Source organism: Hyphomicrobium sp. DMF-1, from assembly GCF_027886585.1.
Lineage (GTDB): Bacteria > Pseudomonadota > Alphaproteobacteria > Rhizobiales > Hyphomicrobiaceae > Hyphomicrobium_C > Hyphomicrobium_C zavarzinii.
In genome coordinates this window covers 1,604,316-1,624,365 of sequence record NZ_CP115706.1, presented here as the reverse complement: position 1 = coordinate 1,624,365, position 20,050 = coordinate 1,604,316, and the positions used below count along the sequence as shown (strand labels likewise).

General features: G+C 62.6%; 15 protein-coding genes. 8 read left to right on the top strand and 7 right to left on the bottom strand.

The features are described 5' to 3' along the window. Positions 1–16: 16 nt before the first annotated feature. From PE058_RS07250 to PE058_RS07225, 6 genes are read left to right on the top strand one after another with little or no spacing between them, the layout of a single operon-like run. A complete protein-coding gene (locus PE058_RS07250; RefSeq protein WP_020088037.1) occupies positions 17–3,784 on the top strand; it encodes a nitrate reductase subunit alpha in 3,768 nt (1,255 codons plus the stop codon). Further along, positions 3,781–5,301, top strand: a complete 1,521-nt coding sequence (narH, locus tag PE058_RS07245; RefSeq protein ID WP_271030240.1) for a nitrate reductase subunit beta — start codon at positions 3,781–3,783, stop codon at positions 5,299–5,301. Before PE058_RS07250 ends, narH begins: the two co-directional genes overlap by 4 nt. Continuing rightward, complete coding sequence (gene narJ / locus PE058_RS07240; RefSeq protein WP_271030239.1) at positions 5,301–6,047, top strand: nitrate reductase molybdenum cofactor assembly chaperone; 747 nt, start codon at positions 5,301–5,303, stop codon at positions 6,045–6,047. Before narH ends, narJ begins: the two co-directional genes overlap by 1 nt. Positions 6,048–6,057: 10 nt before the next feature. After that, positions 6,058–6,798 carry a respiratory nitrate reductase subunit gamma gene (gene narI / locus PE058_RS07235; protein WP_020088040.1) on the top strand — a complete coding sequence of 247 codons (741 nt, stop codon included), beginning with the start codon at positions 6,058–6,060 and terminating at the stop codon, positions 6,796–6,798. Positions 6,799–6,802: 4 nt separating this feature from the next. After that, complete coding sequence (locus PE058_RS07230; RefSeq protein WP_020088041.1) at positions 6,803–7,636, top strand: peptidylprolyl isomerase; 834 nt, start codon at positions 6,803–6,805, stop codon at positions 7,634–7,636. A gap of 9 nt (positions 7,637–7,645) precedes the next feature. Next, complete coding sequence (locus PE058_RS07225) at positions 7,646–7,939, top strand: hypothetical protein (RefSeq protein ID WP_271030238.1); 294 nt, start codon at positions 7,646–7,648, stop codon at positions 7,937–7,939. Between the two features lie 48 nt (positions 7,940–7,987). On the opposite strand, the gene PE058_RS07220 is transcribed toward PE058_RS07225, so the two are convergent. From PE058_RS07220 to PE058_RS07205, 4 genes are all read right to left on the bottom strand, one after another. Continuing rightward, positions 7,988–9,064 (bottom strand): AraC family transcriptional regulator, encoded by a 1,077-nt coding sequence (locus PE058_RS07220; RefSeq protein WP_271030237.1) that lies wholly within the window; start codon positions 9,062–9,064, stop codon positions 7,988–7,990. 120 nt (positions 9,065–9,184) lie between these two features. Continuing rightward, complete coding sequence (locus PE058_RS07215; RefSeq protein ID WP_271030236.1) at positions 9,185–11,185, bottom strand: methyl-accepting chemotaxis protein; 2,001 nt, start codon at positions 11,183–11,185, stop codon at positions 9,185–9,187. Between the two features lie 382 nt (positions 11,186–11,567). After that, a complete protein-coding gene (locus PE058_RS07210) occupies positions 11,568–12,596 on the bottom strand; it encodes a L,D-transpeptidase family protein (RefSeq protein WP_271030235.1) in 1,029 nt (342 codons plus the stop codon). 21 nt (positions 12,597–12,617) lie between these two features. After that, positions 12,618–14,243, bottom strand: a complete 1,626-nt coding sequence (locus tag PE058_RS07205; RefSeq protein ID WP_271030234.1) for a L,D-transpeptidase family protein — start codon at positions 14,241–14,243, stop codon at positions 12,618–12,620. A gap of 312 nt (positions 14,244–14,555) precedes the next feature. On the opposite strand from PE058_RS07205, the gene PE058_RS07200 reads away from it, so the two are divergent. After that, positions 14,556–15,347, top strand: a complete 792-nt coding sequence (locus PE058_RS07200; protein ID WP_020088048.1) for a hypothetical protein — start codon at positions 14,556–14,558, stop codon at positions 15,345–15,347. A 47-nt stretch (positions 15,348–15,394) separates the two neighbouring features. Here the strand turns inward: PE058_RS07200 and PE058_RS07195 are convergent, their stop codons facing one another. The 3 genes from PE058_RS07195 to PE058_RS07185 all read right to left on the bottom strand — a co-directional run bounded on the left by PE058_RS07195 (position 15,395) and on the right by PE058_RS07185 (position 18,885). Next, a complete protein-coding gene (locus PE058_RS07195) occupies positions 15,395–17,017 on the bottom strand; it encodes a SulP family inorganic anion transporter (RefSeq protein ID WP_271030602.1) in 1,623 nt (540 codons plus the stop codon). A 98-nt stretch (positions 17,018–17,115) separates the two neighbouring features. Next, complete coding sequence (locus PE058_RS07190; RefSeq protein ID WP_020088050.1) at positions 17,116–18,348, bottom strand: HlyD family secretion protein; 1,233 nt, start codon at positions 18,346–18,348, stop codon at positions 17,116–17,118. Positions 18,349–18,363: 15 nt separating this feature from the next. After that, positions 18,364–18,885 (bottom strand): hypothetical protein, encoded by a 522-nt coding sequence (locus PE058_RS07185; RefSeq protein ID WP_333780416.1) that lies wholly within the window; start codon positions 18,883–18,885, stop codon positions 18,364–18,366. A 247-nt stretch (positions 18,886–19,132) separates the two neighbouring features. On the opposite strand from PE058_RS07185, the gene PE058_RS07180 reads away from it, so the two are divergent. After that, positions 19,133–19,861: a DUF2092 domain-containing protein gene (locus PE058_RS07180; RefSeq protein WP_271030233.1), complete on the top strand. Its 729-nt coding sequence runs from the start codon at positions 19,133–19,135 to the stop codon at positions 19,859–19,861. Positions 19,862–20,050: the final 189 nt, after the last annotated feature.

The following is a 20,050-nucleotide window of genomic DNA, read 5'->3' as shown; positions in this document are numbered from 1 at the left end:
AAGCGGGAGATAAGAAATGAGTCACTTCCTCGATCGCCTGACGTTCTTCAATCGCGTCGTCGACGACTTCTCACAAGGCCACGGCGTGGTCACCCGTGAGGATCGCCGCTGGGAGGATGGTTATCGCAAGCGCTGGCAGCACGACAAGATCGTGAGGTCGACCCACGGCGCGAACTGCACCGGCTCGTGCTCCTGGAAGATCTACGTCAAAGGCGGCATCGTCACGTGGGAGACGCAGCAGACCGACTACCCGCGCACGCGCCCGGATCTTCCCAACCATGAGCCCCGCGGGTGCGCGCGCGGAGCCAGCTATTCCTGGTACATGTATTCCGGCAATCGCGTGAAATACCCGCTCGTTCGCGCCCGCCTTCTCAAGCTGTGGCGCGAGGCGCGCGCATCCCAGACGCCCGTAAAAGCCTGGGCTTCTATTGTCACCGATCCCAAGAAGCGCTCGGCCTACACTAGAAAGCGCGGCAGCGGCGGCTTCGTACGCGCCACGTGGGACGAGGTCAACGAGATCATCGGCGCGGCCAACGCCTACACCGTCAAGGCCCACGGGCCTGACCGCATCGCGGGCTTTTCGCCGATCCCGGCCATGTCGATGGTTTCCTATGCGGCAGGCGCCCGCTATCTCTCTCTGGTGGGCGGAGTTTGCCTCTCGTTCTACGATTGGTACTGCGATCTGCCTCCGGCTTCGCCGCAGACCTGGGGCGAGCAGACCGATGTTCCGGAGTCGGCGGACTGGTACAATTCCGGCTTCCTCATCCTCTGGGGCTCCAACGTGCCGCAGACGCGCACGCCGGACGCGCATTTCTACACCGAAGCCCGCTATCGCGGCGCCAAGAGCGTCGTCATTTGCCCCGACTATTCGGAAGCCTCCAAGTTCGGCGACATGTGGATCTCGGTGAAGCAGGGAACCGATGCCGCGCTCGCCATGGCCATGGGCCACGTCATTCTCCGCGAGTTCCATATCGACCGGCAGGCCACCTATTTCCGCGACTACGTGCGCCAATATACCGACATGCCGATGCTGGTTCGGCTCGTCAGAGACAAGAACGGCAAGCTCATTCCGGAGCGTCTTCTCAGAGCCTCCGACTTCACCGGAACGCTCGGAGAGGCCAATAATCCGGACTGGAAGACGGTCGCCTACGACGAGACATCGGGCGAGATCGTCGTCCCCTCGGGCTCCGTCGGCTTCCGCTGGGGCGAGAAGGGCAAGTGGAACCTCGAGGAGAAGGATGCAAAGGGCCAGGATACCAAGCTCCGCCTGACGCTCGCCGAGACCAAGGACGATCTGGCTGACGTGGCCTTCCCCTACTTCGGCAACATCGAGCACGATCACTTCACGGGAACGGACCACCCGAGCGTTCTCGAGCGCCGCGTCCCGGTAAAGAAACTGCAGCTTGCCGAAGGCGAGACGCTGGTCGCAACCGTCTACGACCTCTTTGTCGCCAACTACGGTCTCGACCGGGGCTTCGGCGGCGCCCACGTCGCGAAGAGCTACGACGAGAACGTGCCCTACACGCCGGCCTGGGCGGAAACCATCACCGGCGTGCCGCGCGACCAGATCATCACCGTGGCACGCGAGTTCGCTCGTAACGCCGAGAAGACCCATGGCCGCTCCATGGTGATCATCGGCGCCGCGATGAACCACTGGTACCACATGGATATGAACTACCGCGGCGTCATCAACATGCTGGTGATGTGCGGATGCATCGGTCAATCGGGCGGCGGCTGGTCCCACTACGTGGGCCAGGAGAAGCTGCGCCCGCAGTCGGGATGGCTGCCGCTCGCATTCGGGCTCGATTGGAGCCGCCCGCCGCGCCAGCAGAACGCGACCTCGTTCTTCTACGCCCACACCGACCAGTGGCGCTACGAGACGCTCGACGTGAAGGAGATCCTGTCTCCCACGGCACCTCCGGGACCGTGGGACGGCGCCATCATCGACTACAACGTGCGCGCGGAGCGCATGGGCTGGCTTCCCTCCGCCCCTCAGCTGGAGCAAAACCCGCTTTCCATCGCGGCCGCGGCGGCAGCCAAGGGGCAAGACGTCAAGGACTACGTGCCCCAGGCCCTCAAGTCCGGCGAGCTCAAGCTCTCGTGTGAGGACCCCGATAGTCCGGCGAACTGGCCGCGCAATATGTTCGTCTGGCGCTCCAATCTGCTCGGCTCGTCCGGCAAGGGTCACGAGTATTTCCTGAAGCATCTCCTCGGCACGTCGCATGGCGTGATGGGCAAGGACCTCGGCGAGGACGGACGCCAGAAGCCCCAGGATGTGGTCTGGCGTGACGCGGCGCCGGAAGGAAAGCTCGATCTGCTCGTCACCCTCGATTTCCGCATGTCGACGACGTGCGTCTACTCCGACATCGTTCTGCCGACTGCGACCTGGTACGAGAAGAACGATCTCAACACCTCTGACATGCACCCCTTCATCCATCCGCTGACCGCGGCAGTGGACCCCGTCTGGGAAGCCAGGAGCGATTGGGAGATCTACAAGGGCATCGCGAAGGCGTTCTCGCGCGTCGCGCCGGAGGTGCTGGGCGTCGAGAAGGACGTCGTGCTCACACCCATCATGCACGACACCGCAGGCGAGATCGCCCAGGCCCTCGACGTCAAGGATTGGAAGCGCGGCGAGGTGGCGCCGATCCCCGGCAAGACCATGCCGCAGATCACCGTGATCGAACGAGACTACCCGAATATCTACAAGCGCTTCACCTCGCTCGGGCCGCTCATGGACAAGCTCGGCAACGGCGGCAAGGGCATGGCGTGGGACACCCAGCACGAGGTCGAGTTCCTGCGCCACCTCAACGGTGTCGTGACGGAGCCCGGCCCGACGAAGGGATTGGCGCGGATCGAAACCGACATCGATGCCGCGGAAGTCCTCCTCACGCTTGCGCCGGAAACCAACGGCGAGGTGGCTGTCAAAGCCTGGGAGTCCTTAAGCGGCTTCACGGGACGCGACCACACGCACCTCGCGATCCCGAAAGAGGACGAGAAGATCCGCTTCCGTGACGTGGTGGCTCAGCCGCGCAAGATCATCTCGTCTCCGATCTGGTCCGGACTCGAGTCCGAGAAGGTTTGTTATAACGCCGGCTACACCAACGTTCACGAGCTGATCCCCTGGCGAACGCTCACCGGCCGCCAGCAGCTTTATCAGGATCATCTCTGGATGCGCGCCTTCGGCGAGGGCTTCTGTGTCTATCGACCGCCCATAGACACAAAGACCGTCAAACCGGTCATCTCGCGCAAGCCAAACGGCAACAAATCTGTGGTGCTCAACTTCATCACGCCGCACCAGAAATGGGGCATCCACTCCACCTACACCGACAATCTCCTGATGCTCACGCTGTCTCGCGGGGGGCCCATCGTCTGGATCAGCGAAGCCGACGCCATCAAGGCCGGCATCGTCGATAACGATTGGATCGAGGCCTACAACAGCAACGGCGCCTTGGCGGCGCGCGCGGTCGTCTCCCAGCGCGTCAAGGAAGGCATGTGCATGATGTACCATGCGCAGGAGAAGATCGTGAACGTGCCGGGCTCGGAGCAGACGGGCCAGCGTGGCGGCATTCACAACTCCGTCACCCGCGCCGTTCTGAAGCCAACCCACATGATCGGCGGCTACGTCCAGCAATCCTACGGCTTCAACTACTACGGAACGGTCGGATCGAACCGGGACGAGTTCGTCATCGTCCGCAAGATGGCCGAGGTCGACTGGCTCGACACGCCCACCGCCGACCAGCCTCAACCCCTATCGCGAACCCCCAAGACGGAGGCAGCAGAATGAAAGTACGCGCTCAAATCGCGATGGTGCTGAACCTCGACAAGTGCATCGGCTGCCACACGTGCTCCGTCACCTGCAAGAACGTATGGACCAGCCGCGAAGGCATTGAATACGCCTGGTTCAACAACGTCGAGACGAAGCCCGGCATCGGCTATCCGAAGGATTGGGAGAACCAGGATCGCTGGAAGGGCGGATGGGTCCGCAAGAAGAGCGGCAAGATCGAGCCGAGGATCGGCGCGAAATGGCGCGTCCTCGCCAACATCTTCGCCAACCCCGACCTGCCGGAGATCGATGACTACTACGAGCCCTTCACCTTCGACTACGAGCATCTGCAGAAGGCGCCCGAGCTGCCCGCTTTCCCGACCGCCCGGCCGCGTTCGCTCGTCACCGGCGAGCGCATGGAGAAGATCCACTGGGGGCCGAACTGGGAGGAGATCCTCGGCGGCGAATTTGCCAAGAGATCGGAGGATTACAACTTCGAAGGCGTCCAGAAAGACATCTACGGCCAGTTCGAAAACACCTTCATGATGTATCTGCCGCGCCTGTGCGAGCACTGCCTCAATCCGGCTTGCGTCGCGTCCTGCCCTTCGGGCGCAATCTACAAGCGCGAGGAGGACGGCATCGTCCTCATCGATCAGGACAAGTGCCGCGGCTGGCGCATGTGCGTCTCGGGATGCCCGTACAAAAAGATCTACTACAATTGGTCGAGCGGAAAGTCGGAGAAGTGCATCCTCTGCTATCCGCGCATCGAAGCGGGCCAGCCGACGGTGTGCTCCGAGACCTGCGTCGGGCGCATCCGCTATCTCGGTGTCGTCCTCTACGATGCGGACCGCATCGAAGCGGCGGCAAGCGCGGCCAACGAGGAGGATCTCTACGAAGCCCAGCTCAAGATCTTCCTCGATCCCAACGATCCTGAGGTGATCCGCCAAGCAAGAGCCGATGGCGTGCCTGATAGCTGGCTCGAGGGCGCCAAGCGCTCGCCGATCTGGAAGATGGCGATGGAATGGAAGGTCGCCTTCCCGCTCCACCCCGAATACCGCACACTTCCCATGGTCTGGTATGTGCCGCCGCTCTCGCCCATTCAATCGGCTGCCGAAGCCGGAAAGATCGGTCACGACGGCGAGATGCCCGACGTGCGCAGCCTGCGCATTCCGCTGAAGTACCTCGCCAACATGCTGACAGCCGGCAAGGAGGAGCCCGTGGCGCTCGGCCTTGAGCGCATGCTCGCCATGCGCGCCTATATGCGCGCCAAGACTGTAGACGGCGTGATCGACCAGAGCATCGCCAAGAAAGTCGGCCTCACCGCAGCCCAGATCGACGAGATGTACCGCGTGATGGCGATCGCGAACTACGAGGATCGCTTCGTCATTCCCACCGCGCATCGCGAGCTTGGCGAGGACGCCTACGATCTCAAGGGATCGTGCGGCTTCTCGTTCGGCAACGGCTGCTCCGACGGGCGAACCGACCAGAGCCTGTTCGGTGTTCCCAAGCGCGCCAAGAACCCGATGGAGATCGCGTAATGAAGATGACGCTCAAAACCATCTCGGCCTTGCTGTGCTACCCGAGCGAGGATGTTCAGGCTGCGATCCCGGAATTGCAGGCCGCAGTCGCATCCGAGAAAGCGCTGCCGAAAGAGGCCGAGGAAGCGCTGTCTGGTCTGCTGAAAGAGTACGCCACAGGGGACATCTACGATCTCCAGGAACGCTATGTGCTTCTGTTCGACCGCACGCGCTCGCTCTCTCTGCATCTCTTCGAGCACGTCCACGGCGAAAGCCGGGACCGCGGTCAGGCGATGGTGGATCTGGCCCAGCTCTACGAAAAGCATGGCCTCGCCGTCTCGGCAAACGAGCTGCCGGACTTCATGCCGCTTTTCCTCGAGTTCCTGTCTGCTATCCCGTCTGCGGAAGCGCGCCAGCACCTGAGTGAGACGGTCCATATCCTGGAAGCAATCCGCCAGCGCCTCGAAAAGCGCCAGTCGGCTTACGCGTCCGCCTTCTCGGCGCTTCAGGCCTTGAGCCGCGAACAGCCCGACAAAGATGTGCTGAACGCCATCCTCTCCGTCCCGGACGACGACCCCAACGATCTCGCCGCGCTCGACGCAGCCTGGATCGACGAGGAAGTCAAATTCGGACCCGGAGCAGACACCACCTGCGACACAGAAGGACTGGCCGCCAAGATCCGGGCAGGCCGTCGTCCGGCGCCGGGAATGGAGTCACCGCCCCAGCGTCGCCCCGTCGTAGCCCACTCACCTTCGAACCGCGCCTGAGGAGGCAACCATGCGCGATCTCATCAATCACATCGTGTTCGGCTGGTATCCCTACCTCTGCCTGACCGTCTTCCTGCTCGGCTCGCTCGCCCGTTTCGATCGCGAGCAGTACACATGGCGCTCGGGATCGAGCCAGATGCTGCGCAAACGTCAGCTCACCATGGGCTCAAACCTCTTCCACGTCGGCATCCTCGTCATATTCATGGGTCACTTCGCCGGCCTCCTGACACCTATCTGGGTGTTCGACGCACTCGGGATTTCCCACGGTTTCAAGCAGATGCTGGCCATCGTCGTGGGCGGCATCGCGGGCGTCGCCTGCTTCGTGGGCATGACGCTGCTCATTCACCGGCGCCTGTTCGATTCCCGCATCCGCAAGACATCGTCGTTCGGCGACATCGCCGTCCTGCTCATTCTCTATGTCCAGCTCCTGCTCGGCCTCGCGACGATCATCGTCTCGCTCGACCACCTCGACGGACACGAAATGGTGCGGTTCATGACCTGGGCGCAGGGAATTCTCACGCTGCAACCCGGCGTATCCAGCCTCATTGCCGATGCGCATCCTATCTTCCGCGCGCACCTCTTCCTCGGCATGACCATCTTCCTCGTCTTCCCCTTCACGCGGCTTGTCCACGTGTGGAGCGCCCCAGTCTGGTACCTGGGACGGCGGGGCTATCAGGTCGTCCGGTCGCGGTCTGGAAAGAACGCCCCGCAGGCGGTATCGGCCAAAGCTAGAACTCTTCCGGCGGAGTGAGACGATGGGCTGCTCGGTACACGCTGATCTCGCCGCAGCACCTCGCAAGCGCGTGGCTGTCAACGGCATCGCCATACCCCACGACGCGATCTCCCGCGAAGCCCAGCACCACAGGGCCTCGACGCCGCTCGGAGCGTGGACCGCGGCAGCCCAGGCTCTCGTCGTGCGCACCCTTCTGATGGAGGAAGCAAAGCGGCTCGATCTCGCGGTCGAGCCTCTCAGCGATGACAGCGGCCGATGCGAAACGGACGAGGAGGCTTCGATCCGCGCCCTCGTCGCGAACGAGGTCGTAACTCCCTCCGCCGACGGCGAAGCATGCAGGCGCTACTACGAGCGCAACCGTAAGCGCTTCCGTTCGCCGGACATCTTCGAGGTCGCGCACATTCTGTTCGCGGCACGCAAGGACGATGCTTCGGCGTTCGAAAAAGCGCGAGCGGGCGCAACAGCAGCCTTGGTGATCCTCAAACAGGACCCGAACCGCTTCAACTCGCTGGCCCGGGCGCACTCGGCATGCCCGTCGCGCGAACTGGGCGGCAACCTCGGCCAGATTTCGGCAGGGGAGACGACGCCCGAGTTCGAGGCCGCAGTCATGGCGCTCAACCCTGGCGAGATGACCACACTCCCGGTCGAGACACGATACGGCTTCCACATCATCCGCCTGGAACGGAAAATCGCCGGAGAGGAGCTGCCATTCGAGATCGTGCGCGAAAAGATTGCCGGCTATCTGGGCGAGCGAGCGCACCGCACCGCCGTCGCCCAGTACATCGCTCGTCTTGCGGCCCGGGCAAACATCGAAGGCGTGGCACTGCCCAGCCCGGCCGACCTGCGCGTAGCATAGGGGGCACATATGCAGCTCGGCACCCTCCTGTCCCGGTTCGACGACGAAGCCGTCGTACTCGAAACCCTGCTCGCGATGAACGACTTGCCATTTCTGTCACGCGTTCAGGATGCGGCCAAGCGTGCGAGCACGGACATCGGCGCCTGGGCGCACGAAGCTGTTGGCAGCTTCATCCGCACTGCCGACGATGAACGATGGCTCGGCCTCATCGCCGCGTGCAGCACGGCTAAAGACCCGGGCTTGACCGCTCTTCGGCGCATGCTGGCAGCCGCTCTTTCCGCCGAAGCCCGGCCGCACGGTTGAGAGTTTCACTGCAATGCGGGGAGAGCCACGCCCCGGCAACGCTCACTCTCAGGTCCCTTCGCACGGCGACGACGCCGGTAGCCTCTTGCGAAAGACGCGCGGCGACACGCCCGTCCAGCGCTTGAAGGCGAGAGTAAACGGACCGGGCGTCGAATACGCGAGGAGGCCCGCGATGCGCGAGATCGGCGCCTCCGTGTCCGAAAGAAGACGGACGGCCATGGCCCGCCGCACATCATCCAGGATCGCCGAGAACGACGTCCCCTCGTGCGAGAGTAGTCTTTGAAGCTTTTTCGCGCTGAGGCCCAACGAGCCGGCGACAAGCCCGCACGAGCAAAGCTTCGTCCCCATGACGCTGCGAATAGCAAGCCCTACCGTCGTTGCCATCGTATCGTCGCGAAGCGGCATCTGGCGCCAGCGATGGCGGATGTGGAGATCCATTACCTTCCTGAGCCGCCCCGGCGTTCCACGCAGTGGAAGGGAGAGCAGCCGCCGGTCGAACACGATGTCGTCGTGAGAAGCCCCAAACGTTACGGGACAGCCGAAGATCGCCTCGTGCAACGAGGTATCGGCAGGCTTCTGATGCCGAAACCGAACTTGGGACGGATTCCGATGTATCAACCCGCCCATCGCGCGCGCCATGCGGCAAGCGTTCCCCAGCATGTATTCCGCGTGCTGCCGCATGGGAAGCGCGGGTGAGAGCAGAACGTGGCGAAACACGGCGTCGTGCCCAGGCCCGTCATCCACGAGTTGAAGCGCGAAGGCGTTGGTATGGTGGCGCCAGTAGGTGATGCTGGCCTCGATCCACTCCTGGAATGTGCCCGCAAAATTCGCCAGCAGCAGCGTCGGTCCCACATTGGGGAAATGATCGGGAACGCTCAAGGCCCACTCGATACCGAGCGAGGGCCTATCCAGCGTCTCCGCGGCACGCTCCAACAACAGGCAGAGCCGGGGCCAGGACACGAGCTCGTCCTGCAGAGCGGGCACCTCGGGCGAGAAGCCTGCCTTCTCGAGCAACGCGGCCGGGTCACCCCCCGCCGCCGTGACCAACTCGGCGAAGCCTGCGAGCGCAGATCCACGGATGTAATACCTCGGATCCTCCGCGGAGTCTTTCTGCCAACGGCCCATCTCGTGCATCTCGCCCAATCCATTCTTCCGAATCAGGATAGCGAGCAGAAATGCCGTCGCCTTGATTTCTGGGAAGGCGGCCGGCAGCAATTCGAAATGAAATCCGCCGCAGGAACGCCGTCATGCCGCGCGGATCGTCGTCAGGAAACTCCCGACCTGAAGCTTGAGCTGGCCGCTCTGCTGCGAGAGAGACTGCGCCGAGGACAACACCTGAGACGAAGCCGATCCCGTCTCAGCCGCGCCGCGATCCACTTCCGTGATGTTGCTTGCGACGTCCGTCGTGCCCTTTGCCGCCTCTTCTATGTTGCGCGCAATCATATGCGTGGCAGCGCCCTGCTCTTCGACGGCCGCGGCGATGGTCGAGGAGATCTTCGCGATCCGTCCGATCGTCCCGCTGATCTCCTTGATCGCCGTCACCGACTCCTCCGTCGCGCCCTGCATGCCGGAGATCTGCGATCCGATCTCCTCGGTCGCCCTGGTGGTCTGCGCGGCAAGCGCCTTCACCTCCTCGGCCACCACCGCAAAGCCCTTGCCAGCCTCCCCTGCCCGCGCCGCCTCGATCGTGGCGTTGAGCGCCAGCAGGTTCGTCTGCCCGGCGATCGCGGAAATCAGCTCGACAACGTCTCCGATCCGCTGCGCCGCGTGCGACAGCGCGGTGATGCTCATGTCCGTCTTCTGCGCCTGCTGCACCGCCTCGTCCGCAATCCGGCTCGATTCCACGACCTGCCGGCTGATCTCGTTGACGGACGACGACATTTCGTTTGTCGCCGAAGCGACGGACTGCACGTTGACCGACGCCTGCTCCGAAGCCGCGGCCACGGTCGTCGAAAGATGCCGCGTCGTCTCCGCTGTCTTGGTGAGGCTTCCGGCCGCGGTCTCGAGCTCGCTCGCAGCCGAGGAAACGTTCTCCACGATTTGCCCTACTGCCGTTTCGAACTCGTTGGCGAGCGTCAACATTTCATTCCGGCGAGCTTCGGCGGTCCGGCGCTCCGTTTCTCGTTGCTCCGCTTCGAGCCGCCGCCGCTCGATGGCGTTCGACTTGAAAACCTCCACCGCCTTCGCCATCAGGCCGATCTCGTCCCTACGGTCGGCGCCCGGCACCTCCGTATCGAGATCTCCCTTGGCGAGGGTCTTCATCGCACTCCCGAGCGCATCGAGCGGGCGCGTGATGCTCCACGCGATCATGAGCACGAGCACGAGGCTTGCCGCGATTGCGGCACCCACCGTGCTTGCAAGCGCGACAAGCTCCTTCAGCGCTTCTCCGGAGATCGCGGCGGTCTCCGTGACGAGCTCATCACCAACGCGGTCCTCCACGCTCTTGAGAAGATCGATCCGCGCCGCCGCCGCCTCGAACCACGCGCGCGCGTCGAGCCCCGCCAAATCCCCGGTAAGGCCCCCGGCGGCAATAATCTCGCGCATCCTCGCGACTGTATCCACGACCGGACCGGCGATGGCCTGCTCGAAGAGACTGCGGAGCGCGGGACTTGCCATCGCCCTGAACCGGTCAAAATCGGCAGTCTGCGCCGCCGCAAGCGAGAGCATCCGCGTGTAGGACGCAAATTCGAAGCGGCCGGCAGAGATCGCGGCCGATCCGGTCGCGCGTTCCTGGCCCGCACGCTCCTTGCCTTGCATGAGCGTCACATAAGCCGTCATCGTTCGGGTGACATCCCCGTGCGCGCTTTTCTTGGTCATCTCGCTCGCGGCATCGAGAAGGTGGCCTATGGCTCCCGTGTAGTAGGCGAAGGCCTCGGAACCGGAGAGCGACAGTGCGCTGACCTCGCGGCGTTTCGCATCGATTTCATCAAGCGCCGAAAGACCACCCGCTGCGGCAGCGACGTCGGCACGCCGTTCGTCCGTTCGCCCGCGCTGCGAGGAGAGATCCGCGCTCATCTGCGCGCCTTTGCTGGCCAGAAAGGCTGCCGATAGTCCGCGCTCGCGCTGAAGCTCATGAACGAGGTCGCTGACGGCTCTTACCCCTTTGGCGAGGTCGACCAGCCGCATCATCTCGGCCCTCGTCTCCCACCTCAGATAGACATCGTTGCCAGCGAGCAAGCCAAGCATCACCAGCGGCACGGCAATCGCAATACCCAGGCGCGGCGCGATAGGAATCCGGGAAAACACTGCATCCTCCAAAAGTTCGGAGCTTGGCCTGGTCCGCAAACAGGTGCGCGCCACGCGACGAACCGGCGCGCGCCATCGATCCCGATGGCGCCCCCGCTATCGCTTGTCACCCTGTTCACGATCCCTTTCGACCCACTCCCACAACATCGGGATACCGCTCATGGCTCTGCCCGGCGTTCCCATGCTGTCCTCGCCCCATTGATCGCGAGAAACCCGGAAACGAACGGTTACGGCCAACGGCCGGCGTGCCGTCTCGTGTCCGCAAATATGAATTTGCATGTGATACGGAATTCCGCTGAAGCGTCTGCTGGAGATCAGAGAGCGCGATTGACCAACGAAACGGCGTGCGCCTTCGCTGACGTCTTTCGGCGTCGCTCACAAGCTAGCGGATCGTCGATGGCTTGCTTCCCGCGCCACGGCCTGCGACGGCCCGGTTCGCACCTTTGCGGTCGCGCAGCGATACCCACTTGCGGCAGCTCGGGCGCGCGAGATCGCACGCAGGCGCCGGCCGTTCCGCTGCTTGAGCCTGCTTGCCAGGCACCCGCCCCGCCTGATCGAGATGAGGCGGGAGACTGTCGCGATCCTGGTCGCAAAGCTCGACGCCCTCAGGCTCACGCTCGAACGGAGACGCATCGCGAACCTGGTAGCGTCTCTGGCATACGGAGACTTTCGGCGGCAGGCGCGTACGCTCGAAGGAGTCGTACCCGTCCTTGAGGTCCCGCCAGAATTGGGCCCAAGGCGAGGCGGCATTGGCCGCGACGTTGGCATCGGTCATGCGAAACGGAAATATCTGCATGGGAACATGCGGTGTGATGCGGAGCGCGGCGGACACCAAATCGTAAAGCTCGGCATTCACGGCGTTCGTCATCGCGAAGCACCCCGATGAATCGCAGCCCCCGTGAACGAGGATGACCGATCCGCTACGCCCGTTGACGCGATCGAAAATGTTCGGATAGCCGACGTTGAGAGAGCGCCGCCAGCGTTGGCCGTGATGCAGCAGATCCTCCGTGACTGTGTAGAACCCTTCCGGTGTCTGCCGGTCTCCTTCATGGCGCTTGGGACCGAGGGCGCCGGACCAGTAGCAGACCGGGTAGGTCGCGAAGAGCTCGAAGGCGCGGCCCTTCTTGATCCACACTTCGAGCTCGGATTCCGCCTTGAAGATGCGGATCAGCACGGGCGCGCCGAGCTGCATGCCGGCATTGGCAAGACGCGTGATCAGCTTTTCCGTATCGGGCGTCCCTGGCAACGGAAGCTGAAGGCGGCCGCTGCGCGCAGCTTGCCAGCGCTCCAGCTTCTCGGCCTGGGAACGCTCCGGATTTACCGGTTCCGCCGTCGCGAGGCCGGTCGCGCACACCCACGCTGCAATCGCCCAAGCGACAACGGCAAGCCTGCTGGCCCTTCCGCCCGCCAATGACCATCCCTCTTCAAGCAGCTACCAGAAGCTGAAGAACGGCGTGTAGCGCTGCGGTCTGCGGCGCCGGTCGCCGTAGTAGTAATAGTCGTCGTAGTACGGGTCGTATTGGTAATAGTTGGGCTGCTGACGCGGACGCTTCTTGATGCCGCCCTGCGGCTCGCCGCTGATCAGCACGACGAAATCCGTCGCCTCGCCTGTCTCCTTGCTCATCTCCTCGTCGGAGACGATGATCGAAGATCCCGGCCACACATACTGCGACACCTTCGAGACGATCTCCGGCGGCAACGTGATGCGGTCGAGCGCGGCCTTCGCGGCCACGACATCCGTCTGCGGGGGAACATCGGCGCCAGATGTCGTGCGGCGGCTCCTGCTGTAGCCATCGTCATCGAAGTCGTCAGCCTGACGGGGAAGAAGGGTCACGACGTTCCAGCGGACATCATCGCCATTCCCTTTGTAGTCGACTGCCGTGAACGTGTGGGTTCCGATCGGAATATCGGCATTGGCGATACTCACGGGGCTGTCGAGCACCGCCTCATGCCCCTGTCGCACATAGACCCTCTGGGTCTTGAGGCTCACGAAGACGGAAACCGGCAGCGTCTTGCGCCGGGCTTCCTTCGCAGCCTCGGTCGCCTTCCTCTTTACGGCATCGGACACCTTGAACGCATCCGTCGCCTGGGCCAGCTCCGCTCCCGCTGCATCGTCCTTGGTTTTCGCGTCGTTGAAGGCAAGAGCGGCCTTTTCGGCGGCAGCGGCTGCCTTTGCGGCTTCGGCTTCTGCGGATTTGCGGGCGCGGTCCGTCTTGGCCGCAGCCGCGCGCTTGGCCACGCTGGCCACCCAGCCGTCCGCCTTGCTCTTCGCCTTCTCGGCGCGCTTCAGCGCCTTTGCGGTCTTGGCTCGAGCAGCCTCGCGCTCTTTGAGCGCCTTTTTGAGCTCATCCAATTCGGGAGCCGCCGCGTCCGCTTCGGCTGCCTTCGTCGAGGCCACAGCCCTCAATTGCTCGAGAAGAGCTTGGCGTTCGGGCCAGTTGCGCAGATCCGGCATGAAGGGCGCCGGCCCGGCCTCGCTATCCGGCTCATAGCCGATCGGCGTCGCCGAGGCCTGCGCACCGCTGGCGGTGGGCTTGAACAACAGAGGATGCGAGATCTCGGACGGCGCGATATTCTCCCGGGCGACGATGATGCGGGTGCCGATCTTCGCCAACCCGAAAATCTTCTCGGCATAGTTGTAGGGAAGACGAACGCAGCCGTGCGAAGCGGGGTAACCCGGAAGGGCCCCCGCGTGAAGCGCGATACCCGACCACGTCAGACGCTGCATGAAGGGCATCTGCGCGTCGTCGTAGAGGTTCGAATAGTGGTCTTTGTTCTTCTGGAGAATGCTGTAGATACCGACAGGAGTCTCGTAGTCCGTTTGCCCGCTCGAAACACGCGCCCTCACCGCATTTCCGGCGGCGTCATAAACCGAAATACGCTGATCGCGAAGCGACACCACCGCCAGAACGGCGGGCCCCGTGAGCGTAACTTCCGGCTCTGGCGCTTTACGCGCTGTCTTGTTGCGCGGCTCCGCAACCGCGGAGGTCCCAGCCGTGGCGAGCGCAGCGACCAGCAAGAACGCCTGAACGATGGTAACGAACGTCCCGCGAAACATGTGCTAACCCGTTGAGCTATAAGTCCCCTCCAGAGGCGGCTCTGTGTAAATGCCGACCGCCGTGGAGACGTTCCCTGCCAATTGAGCCGGGAAGTGTGTCACAGCGTGGTTATGATTCTTAAAACAGCGGAATTGATGGCAGCCTGGAGCCCGCCAAAGGCCTCGGTGAAGGCGGCTGCTCGACCGCGCCGCCCCCGGGACTTCGGGACGGCTCGCCTGTCGTCATGCGAAACAATTTGAGATGCTTCGAAACATTCAAACGATGCGAATCAACCTAGCGTTCGGGGAAATTTCTCTTTCCAGGAACAATCCATGGCCGAGATGCCGCCCCCTGCGCGACCAACCGTATTCATAGCCACGCCCTGTTACGGAGGGCTCGTCTCGCAGGAATACACGTTATCTCTGCTTGCGCTCTCGACCTACAATACACGCATGGGACTCGAGATCGTCGTCGCCCTTCAAGGGCACGACTCCCTGGTCACGCGCTCCCGCAATACGCTCGTCGGACACTTCCTCGACAGCAACGCGACACACCTTCTGTTCATCGACGCAGACATTGGCTTCGAACCGAGCCAGGTCGAACGCATGGTCGCATTCGACGAGGATGTCGTTTGCGGGATCTACCCCTTGAAGGTGCGCGACTGGGGCCCGATGTCCCTCGATCAGATGAAGCTTGGCGTAGCCGCCGAAACTGCCTCCTTGCGCTACGTCGGTCTCGCCTGCGATGCGAACGAATTCGAACAGCGCGGCGACTTCGTCACCGGGCAATACGCCGGTTGCGGCTTCATGCTGATCAAGCGCGGAGCCATCGAGCGCATGATCACGGCGTTTCCGGAAACGGCTTACCGCGCCATTCACTCCTACAGCAACGCCAAGCCTCGCTCTGGGTATGCCCTGTTCGAGACGGAGATAGACCATCAAGACGGTCTTTATCTCAGCGAGGATTTCGCGTTCTGCCGCCGCTTCCGATCCATTGGCGGCAAGATCTGGCTGGATACGCAAGGCAAGCTGACACACGTGGGATCGCACGCGTTCGTGGGGGAGCCATCCATCGGATTTCCGCTGCCACGCGCCCCCGGCCAATCGGCAAACGCCGCGGCCTAGCCGCATATCGGAAACGAAACCCGCTTGGCTTATGCGCGCCGCCGCACTTATTGCTCTCCCTTCTTCAACGCCGGGCCACCCTCATCCCCCAATTCGCGGATCGCCTGGCGCAAGGTGGGGAACAGACGGATGCGCTCGTCGTGGAACCCGCGGGCCAGCATCCAGCGACGCCACTCGGTGGCCCGACCTGCCGCGTTGAAGGTAATCCCCCGCTGGCCCAGCGCCTCGACCACCTCGCGTACCGTCAGGATCCCGGTCGCATCGATGTTCGGGATGGGAAGCAGATCAAGCACGACATGCCGCAGATCGGGCCCGGCCTGCTCCACCGCCTTCATCACCTCCCGCTTGAAATAGGGGGCGTTGAAAAACGCGATCGGGGCATTGAAGCGAACCAGAAGCAGCCCCGGGATGGCTTCCCCTGAATCATGCCGCTCGAGCGAATGCAGCCCCGGAATACCGCCGACCTTCCCCAGCGTTTCAATGCTCGGACGAGAAAGCACCCTGATGAAACGCACGAGCGCAAGGATCACAGCCAGCAGAATGGCATTGACGGAGCCGACAGCCACGACACCGAGCGTGGCAACAACAGAAAGGAGCGCCTCCGTTTTGTCGATCCTATAGATGAGGCGAACCGTACCGATATCCACGAGCGACAGACCCGCCATGACGAGCACGGCGCCGAGCGCCGCCGTGGGGATATATCGCAGCGGCTCCGTCACGAAGAGCAAAACGAAAACGATCACAACGGCCGCAATCAGGCCCACGGCGCGGGTCCGCCCGCCCGACGCATCGCTGACCGCCGTCCGCGAATCTGCTCCGCTGATGGCAAAGCCCTGCGAAAGCGCCGACGCGATATTGGCCGCCCCAAGTGCCGCGAAGTCCCGATCGGGATCGACGTCGTAGCCATTTTTCAAGGCAAAGCTGCGTGACGTGAGCATGAGGCTCGAAAAGCTGATCAAAGCCAGACCTGCGGCATCGGCCAGAAGCGCAGGCAGCAGCGCGGGATCAACGCGGGGCATCGCAAGAGCGGGCAACCCCGCAGGGACGAGCCCCAGCGTCTTGATGCCCGCCGATGAGAGGCCGAATGCCTGCACGATCACCCCGGCGAAAACGAGCCCCACGAGCGCACCCGGCAGCCACGTCCAAAGGCGTGGCGCGATGATAATGACAGCGAAGGTTGCAGCCGCGAGCGCAAGTGTCGGGAGATGGACCTGACTGAGGCTGCCGATGATCTCCACCAGCCGCGGGAGGATGCCCGCATTGTGAACATCAAAGCCCAAAATCTTGCCGGCCTGTCCAAGCACGATAGAGAGCGCGACGCCGTTGAGAAAGCCGACGAGAATGGGCCTAGACAGAAAGTCGGCGAGCGCTCCGAGCCGCAAAAAACTCGCCGTGATGCTGATGAGCCCGGTCAACGCCGCCAGCATGACGGAGAGCGACGCATAGGCCGTCGCGTCTCCTGCGGCGAGAGGCGCAACGGCGGCGGCGACCACCGCGCACGTCGCCGCATCGGGCCCGACGATGAGCTGGCGTGACGAGCCTAGAACCGCGTAGGCGACGAGCGGAAGAACGCTGGAATAAAGCCCCACCTGCGGAGGAAAACCAGCAAGCTCCGCATAGGCAATGGCAACCGGGATAGCGACCGCCGCAACCGACAGACCCGCTCTCATGTCGGCCGGCGCATCGCTTCGCCTGTAATGGCGCAACTCCACGAGGCCGGGCGCTACTCTCGCGAGCAATGGCATCTACCGAGACCCAGTATTCGACGTCAGTGTCCCGAGAAGACCAGAACCTTGACGGGCAGAACGAGCGCCTGCAGACGCAGGATCATCGCATGAACGAGCGCGACCGCGTCAACCGCATGCAGGAAAAGCCAGCTTCCGATGCCCAGCTCTCCGCTCGCGAGCTTATCGTGATTGCTGGTGTAGGCATTCGCCACACAGCTGCTGCCCGGAACGATCCCATCGAGCCCACCTTCATAGAGCGGCTGCATGAAAACCGTGAGGGTACCGGGGCGCGCCGTCTGGAGCGCATCGATCAGTTGCTCCGACGTGCGAACCTGCCCCGCGGCTATGAAGTCCTGCACGGAAGTGACCACCATCGGAATGATCTTCAACGGCTTCGAAGCGCAGGTCACCTCCGCGATCATCCCCGTCTTCATCACCTGCGCTTCGATCTGATTGAAGCCGGCCATGAGATATTGCCGGCCTGCCCCAGCCGGTATCAGGACGCCGGCCGGGCGCATCAACGGATTGACGACATCCCCCACTCTCAAGGTGAACTGCTCCACATGCCCGTCGACACCCGCCGTGACGAGCATCTTGGACAGCTCGACCTCGGCTTGATCTCTCGCCGCCTCCGCGCTCGCCTTCTCGGCGGGCAACAACGTCGAAAGCTTGGTTTCGGCGGCCTGCTTCGCGGCTTCCGCGGCCGACAAAGCACCCTTGCGCCCGTCCGCGACATTGCGGAGCCGTTCGATCTCACGCTGCGCGACGACATCCGCGTTGCGCGCTTGCAGCGTCTCCTTCATCGCAAGCTCATCGAGCGCTTGCTGATAGGCCCCCTTGGCCTGCTGAATCTGGCCTTCCGCAGCGGCGATATCCGCCTTCGCCACAGTCATGGCCGCCTCCACTTCGGCGATCTGCCGCGTGGCGACCTCGAGCTGCGCCTCCGCCTTGCGGCTGTCCAGCCTGAAAAGCGGATCACCCTTCTTAACCTGCCCCGAGAAGCCGACGAAAACCTCGGCAACACGCCCGTTCGTTTCAGGCAGGATGGGAACCGTCCGGAAGTAGCTGGTCACATTTGTGGTCGAGGGATGGAAATAGAAGATCGTGGTGATCAGCGCTATCGTCAGCATCAGGCACGCCGTGATGCCGTACCTCAGCTCGTACCAAACGGAATAGAATCCGATCTCGACGCCAAGCCGCTTGCCCTCCCCGTAACGGCGATAGAGGTAGTCCGGCAGGATCGTGAAAAATGAGCAGAGGAGCAGCTCGAGCATGGCGGCCTCCGCGCGTCAGGCGCGCTTGGGAGTGTCGTTACGGCCAACTTTCTTTGAGTTCGGAACCTGCGCCGGTCTTCGGTCCCCGGGCGGCGCCTGGCCTGCGGCCATCGTCTCGAGCGAACCCGCGATGCTGTCCAGCGGCTTGGAAAAGCTCGGAAAGGAAAGGTCCGGGATCTTGACGAGCGCCAGCAGCAAGGCCGCGACCCAAAACGCGTGGATGTGAGTGAACAACGAAAGCAGAGCCAGCACGGCGACGACATCAAACTGGGCCTTGTTGTGAACCATCCGCTCCGGAAGCGAGTGCAGCCAGAAAAAGAAAACGCCCGCGGCCAATATTGAGCCGATCAGAATGATCGCCATGACCACCATGAGCACGTCGGTTTGATCGGGCGCGGTAACAAAAATTGGGAGATGCGGGGTAGCCGCCGGATGCAGGTCCGCCATTGCTTCCCTCCTCCTGAACGCTGATCGTTGACTTTGTCGATCTTCAAAAGGCGATAGATGGGAATGAACGCCGCCCAGAGATAGCGCCAAAACCACAAGCCCCGCACATCACTCGATTTTTTCATTGGAGAGGCGCAGGGATTTACAAATTTGTAGCACGACCGGAGACCTTTCCCGACTATAATTTTTCGTACGCTGCGCTTTCCGTTTTCTCATTTACGGATCTGCGCTTGAAATCGTTTAAAGTTAACGCGCTCCCCGAGTTGGCAGACGTCACCCGCGGCGTATCTTCGTCGTGCCGTGGTTTTCCCCTGAATCACCTGTCGCGGAGGCACGCATGCGCAGAATGCTATTTATCTGCCTCACGCTTTCTCTGATGTGGATCAGAGGCGGCGCTGCCCAGACGGACGGTGGCATTGTGCCGGTCGACCAAGGCCGCGGCGACCTCGGCGCCTTGACGCGCATGCACGATTACCTCCAGCAGCGCCCCGCCGTCGAGTTCAAGACATCGTTCCGCGAAACCAGCGACTTGCCCGGAATGGGGCGGAGCGGCACGGCGCACTTCTTTATCAAAAGGCCCGAAAGCTTCCGCATCGAGCTGTCGTCGGGGAAGGAGGACTATCTCTTCATCTCGGATGGCACGACGCTCACGATCTACCGCCCCAACGCCCGAAAATACGCGAGAATACCGAGCAAGGATTCCATGATCGGCACGATGTACACCGCCATCGGTCTGCTCGGCACTCAGGAAAAGCTGATCGACTTCATCTGGACCATCGACTACGGGGAACAGGTCTCCTCGAAGGCGATCGGCTCCCAGAACATTGGCGAAGAAACGTGCGATCGCTTCAGCGTTCAGCGCTTTGAGCAGCAATGGGACGTCTGGCTCAGGAAGGACGGCGCTCCCGTTCCGTGCAGAATCGTAAGCCGAAAACTGGATGCCAACGATCGCACAGTGCAAACGAACGAATTCGCGTGGGTCGACACGCCGGCGTTCAGTCAGGACCTGTTTTTGTTCACCCCACCGGCCGACGCCGTTGAAGTCGGACCATCGGAGATCGAGTGACGGCCGTATAAAAGCCGTTCTGAAAAAAGGGAAATCAGATTCCTGCTTGAACCTCAGCGCGCTTTGATGCAAAGCTCGCGACGCTAAAATGCTTCATTGTTAAAGCCGCCCATCAATAGTAAAATTTATAATTCCGAAATGATACGATTGTTCTGAATCAAATACGCACTGACGGGCTAGCAATAGTGA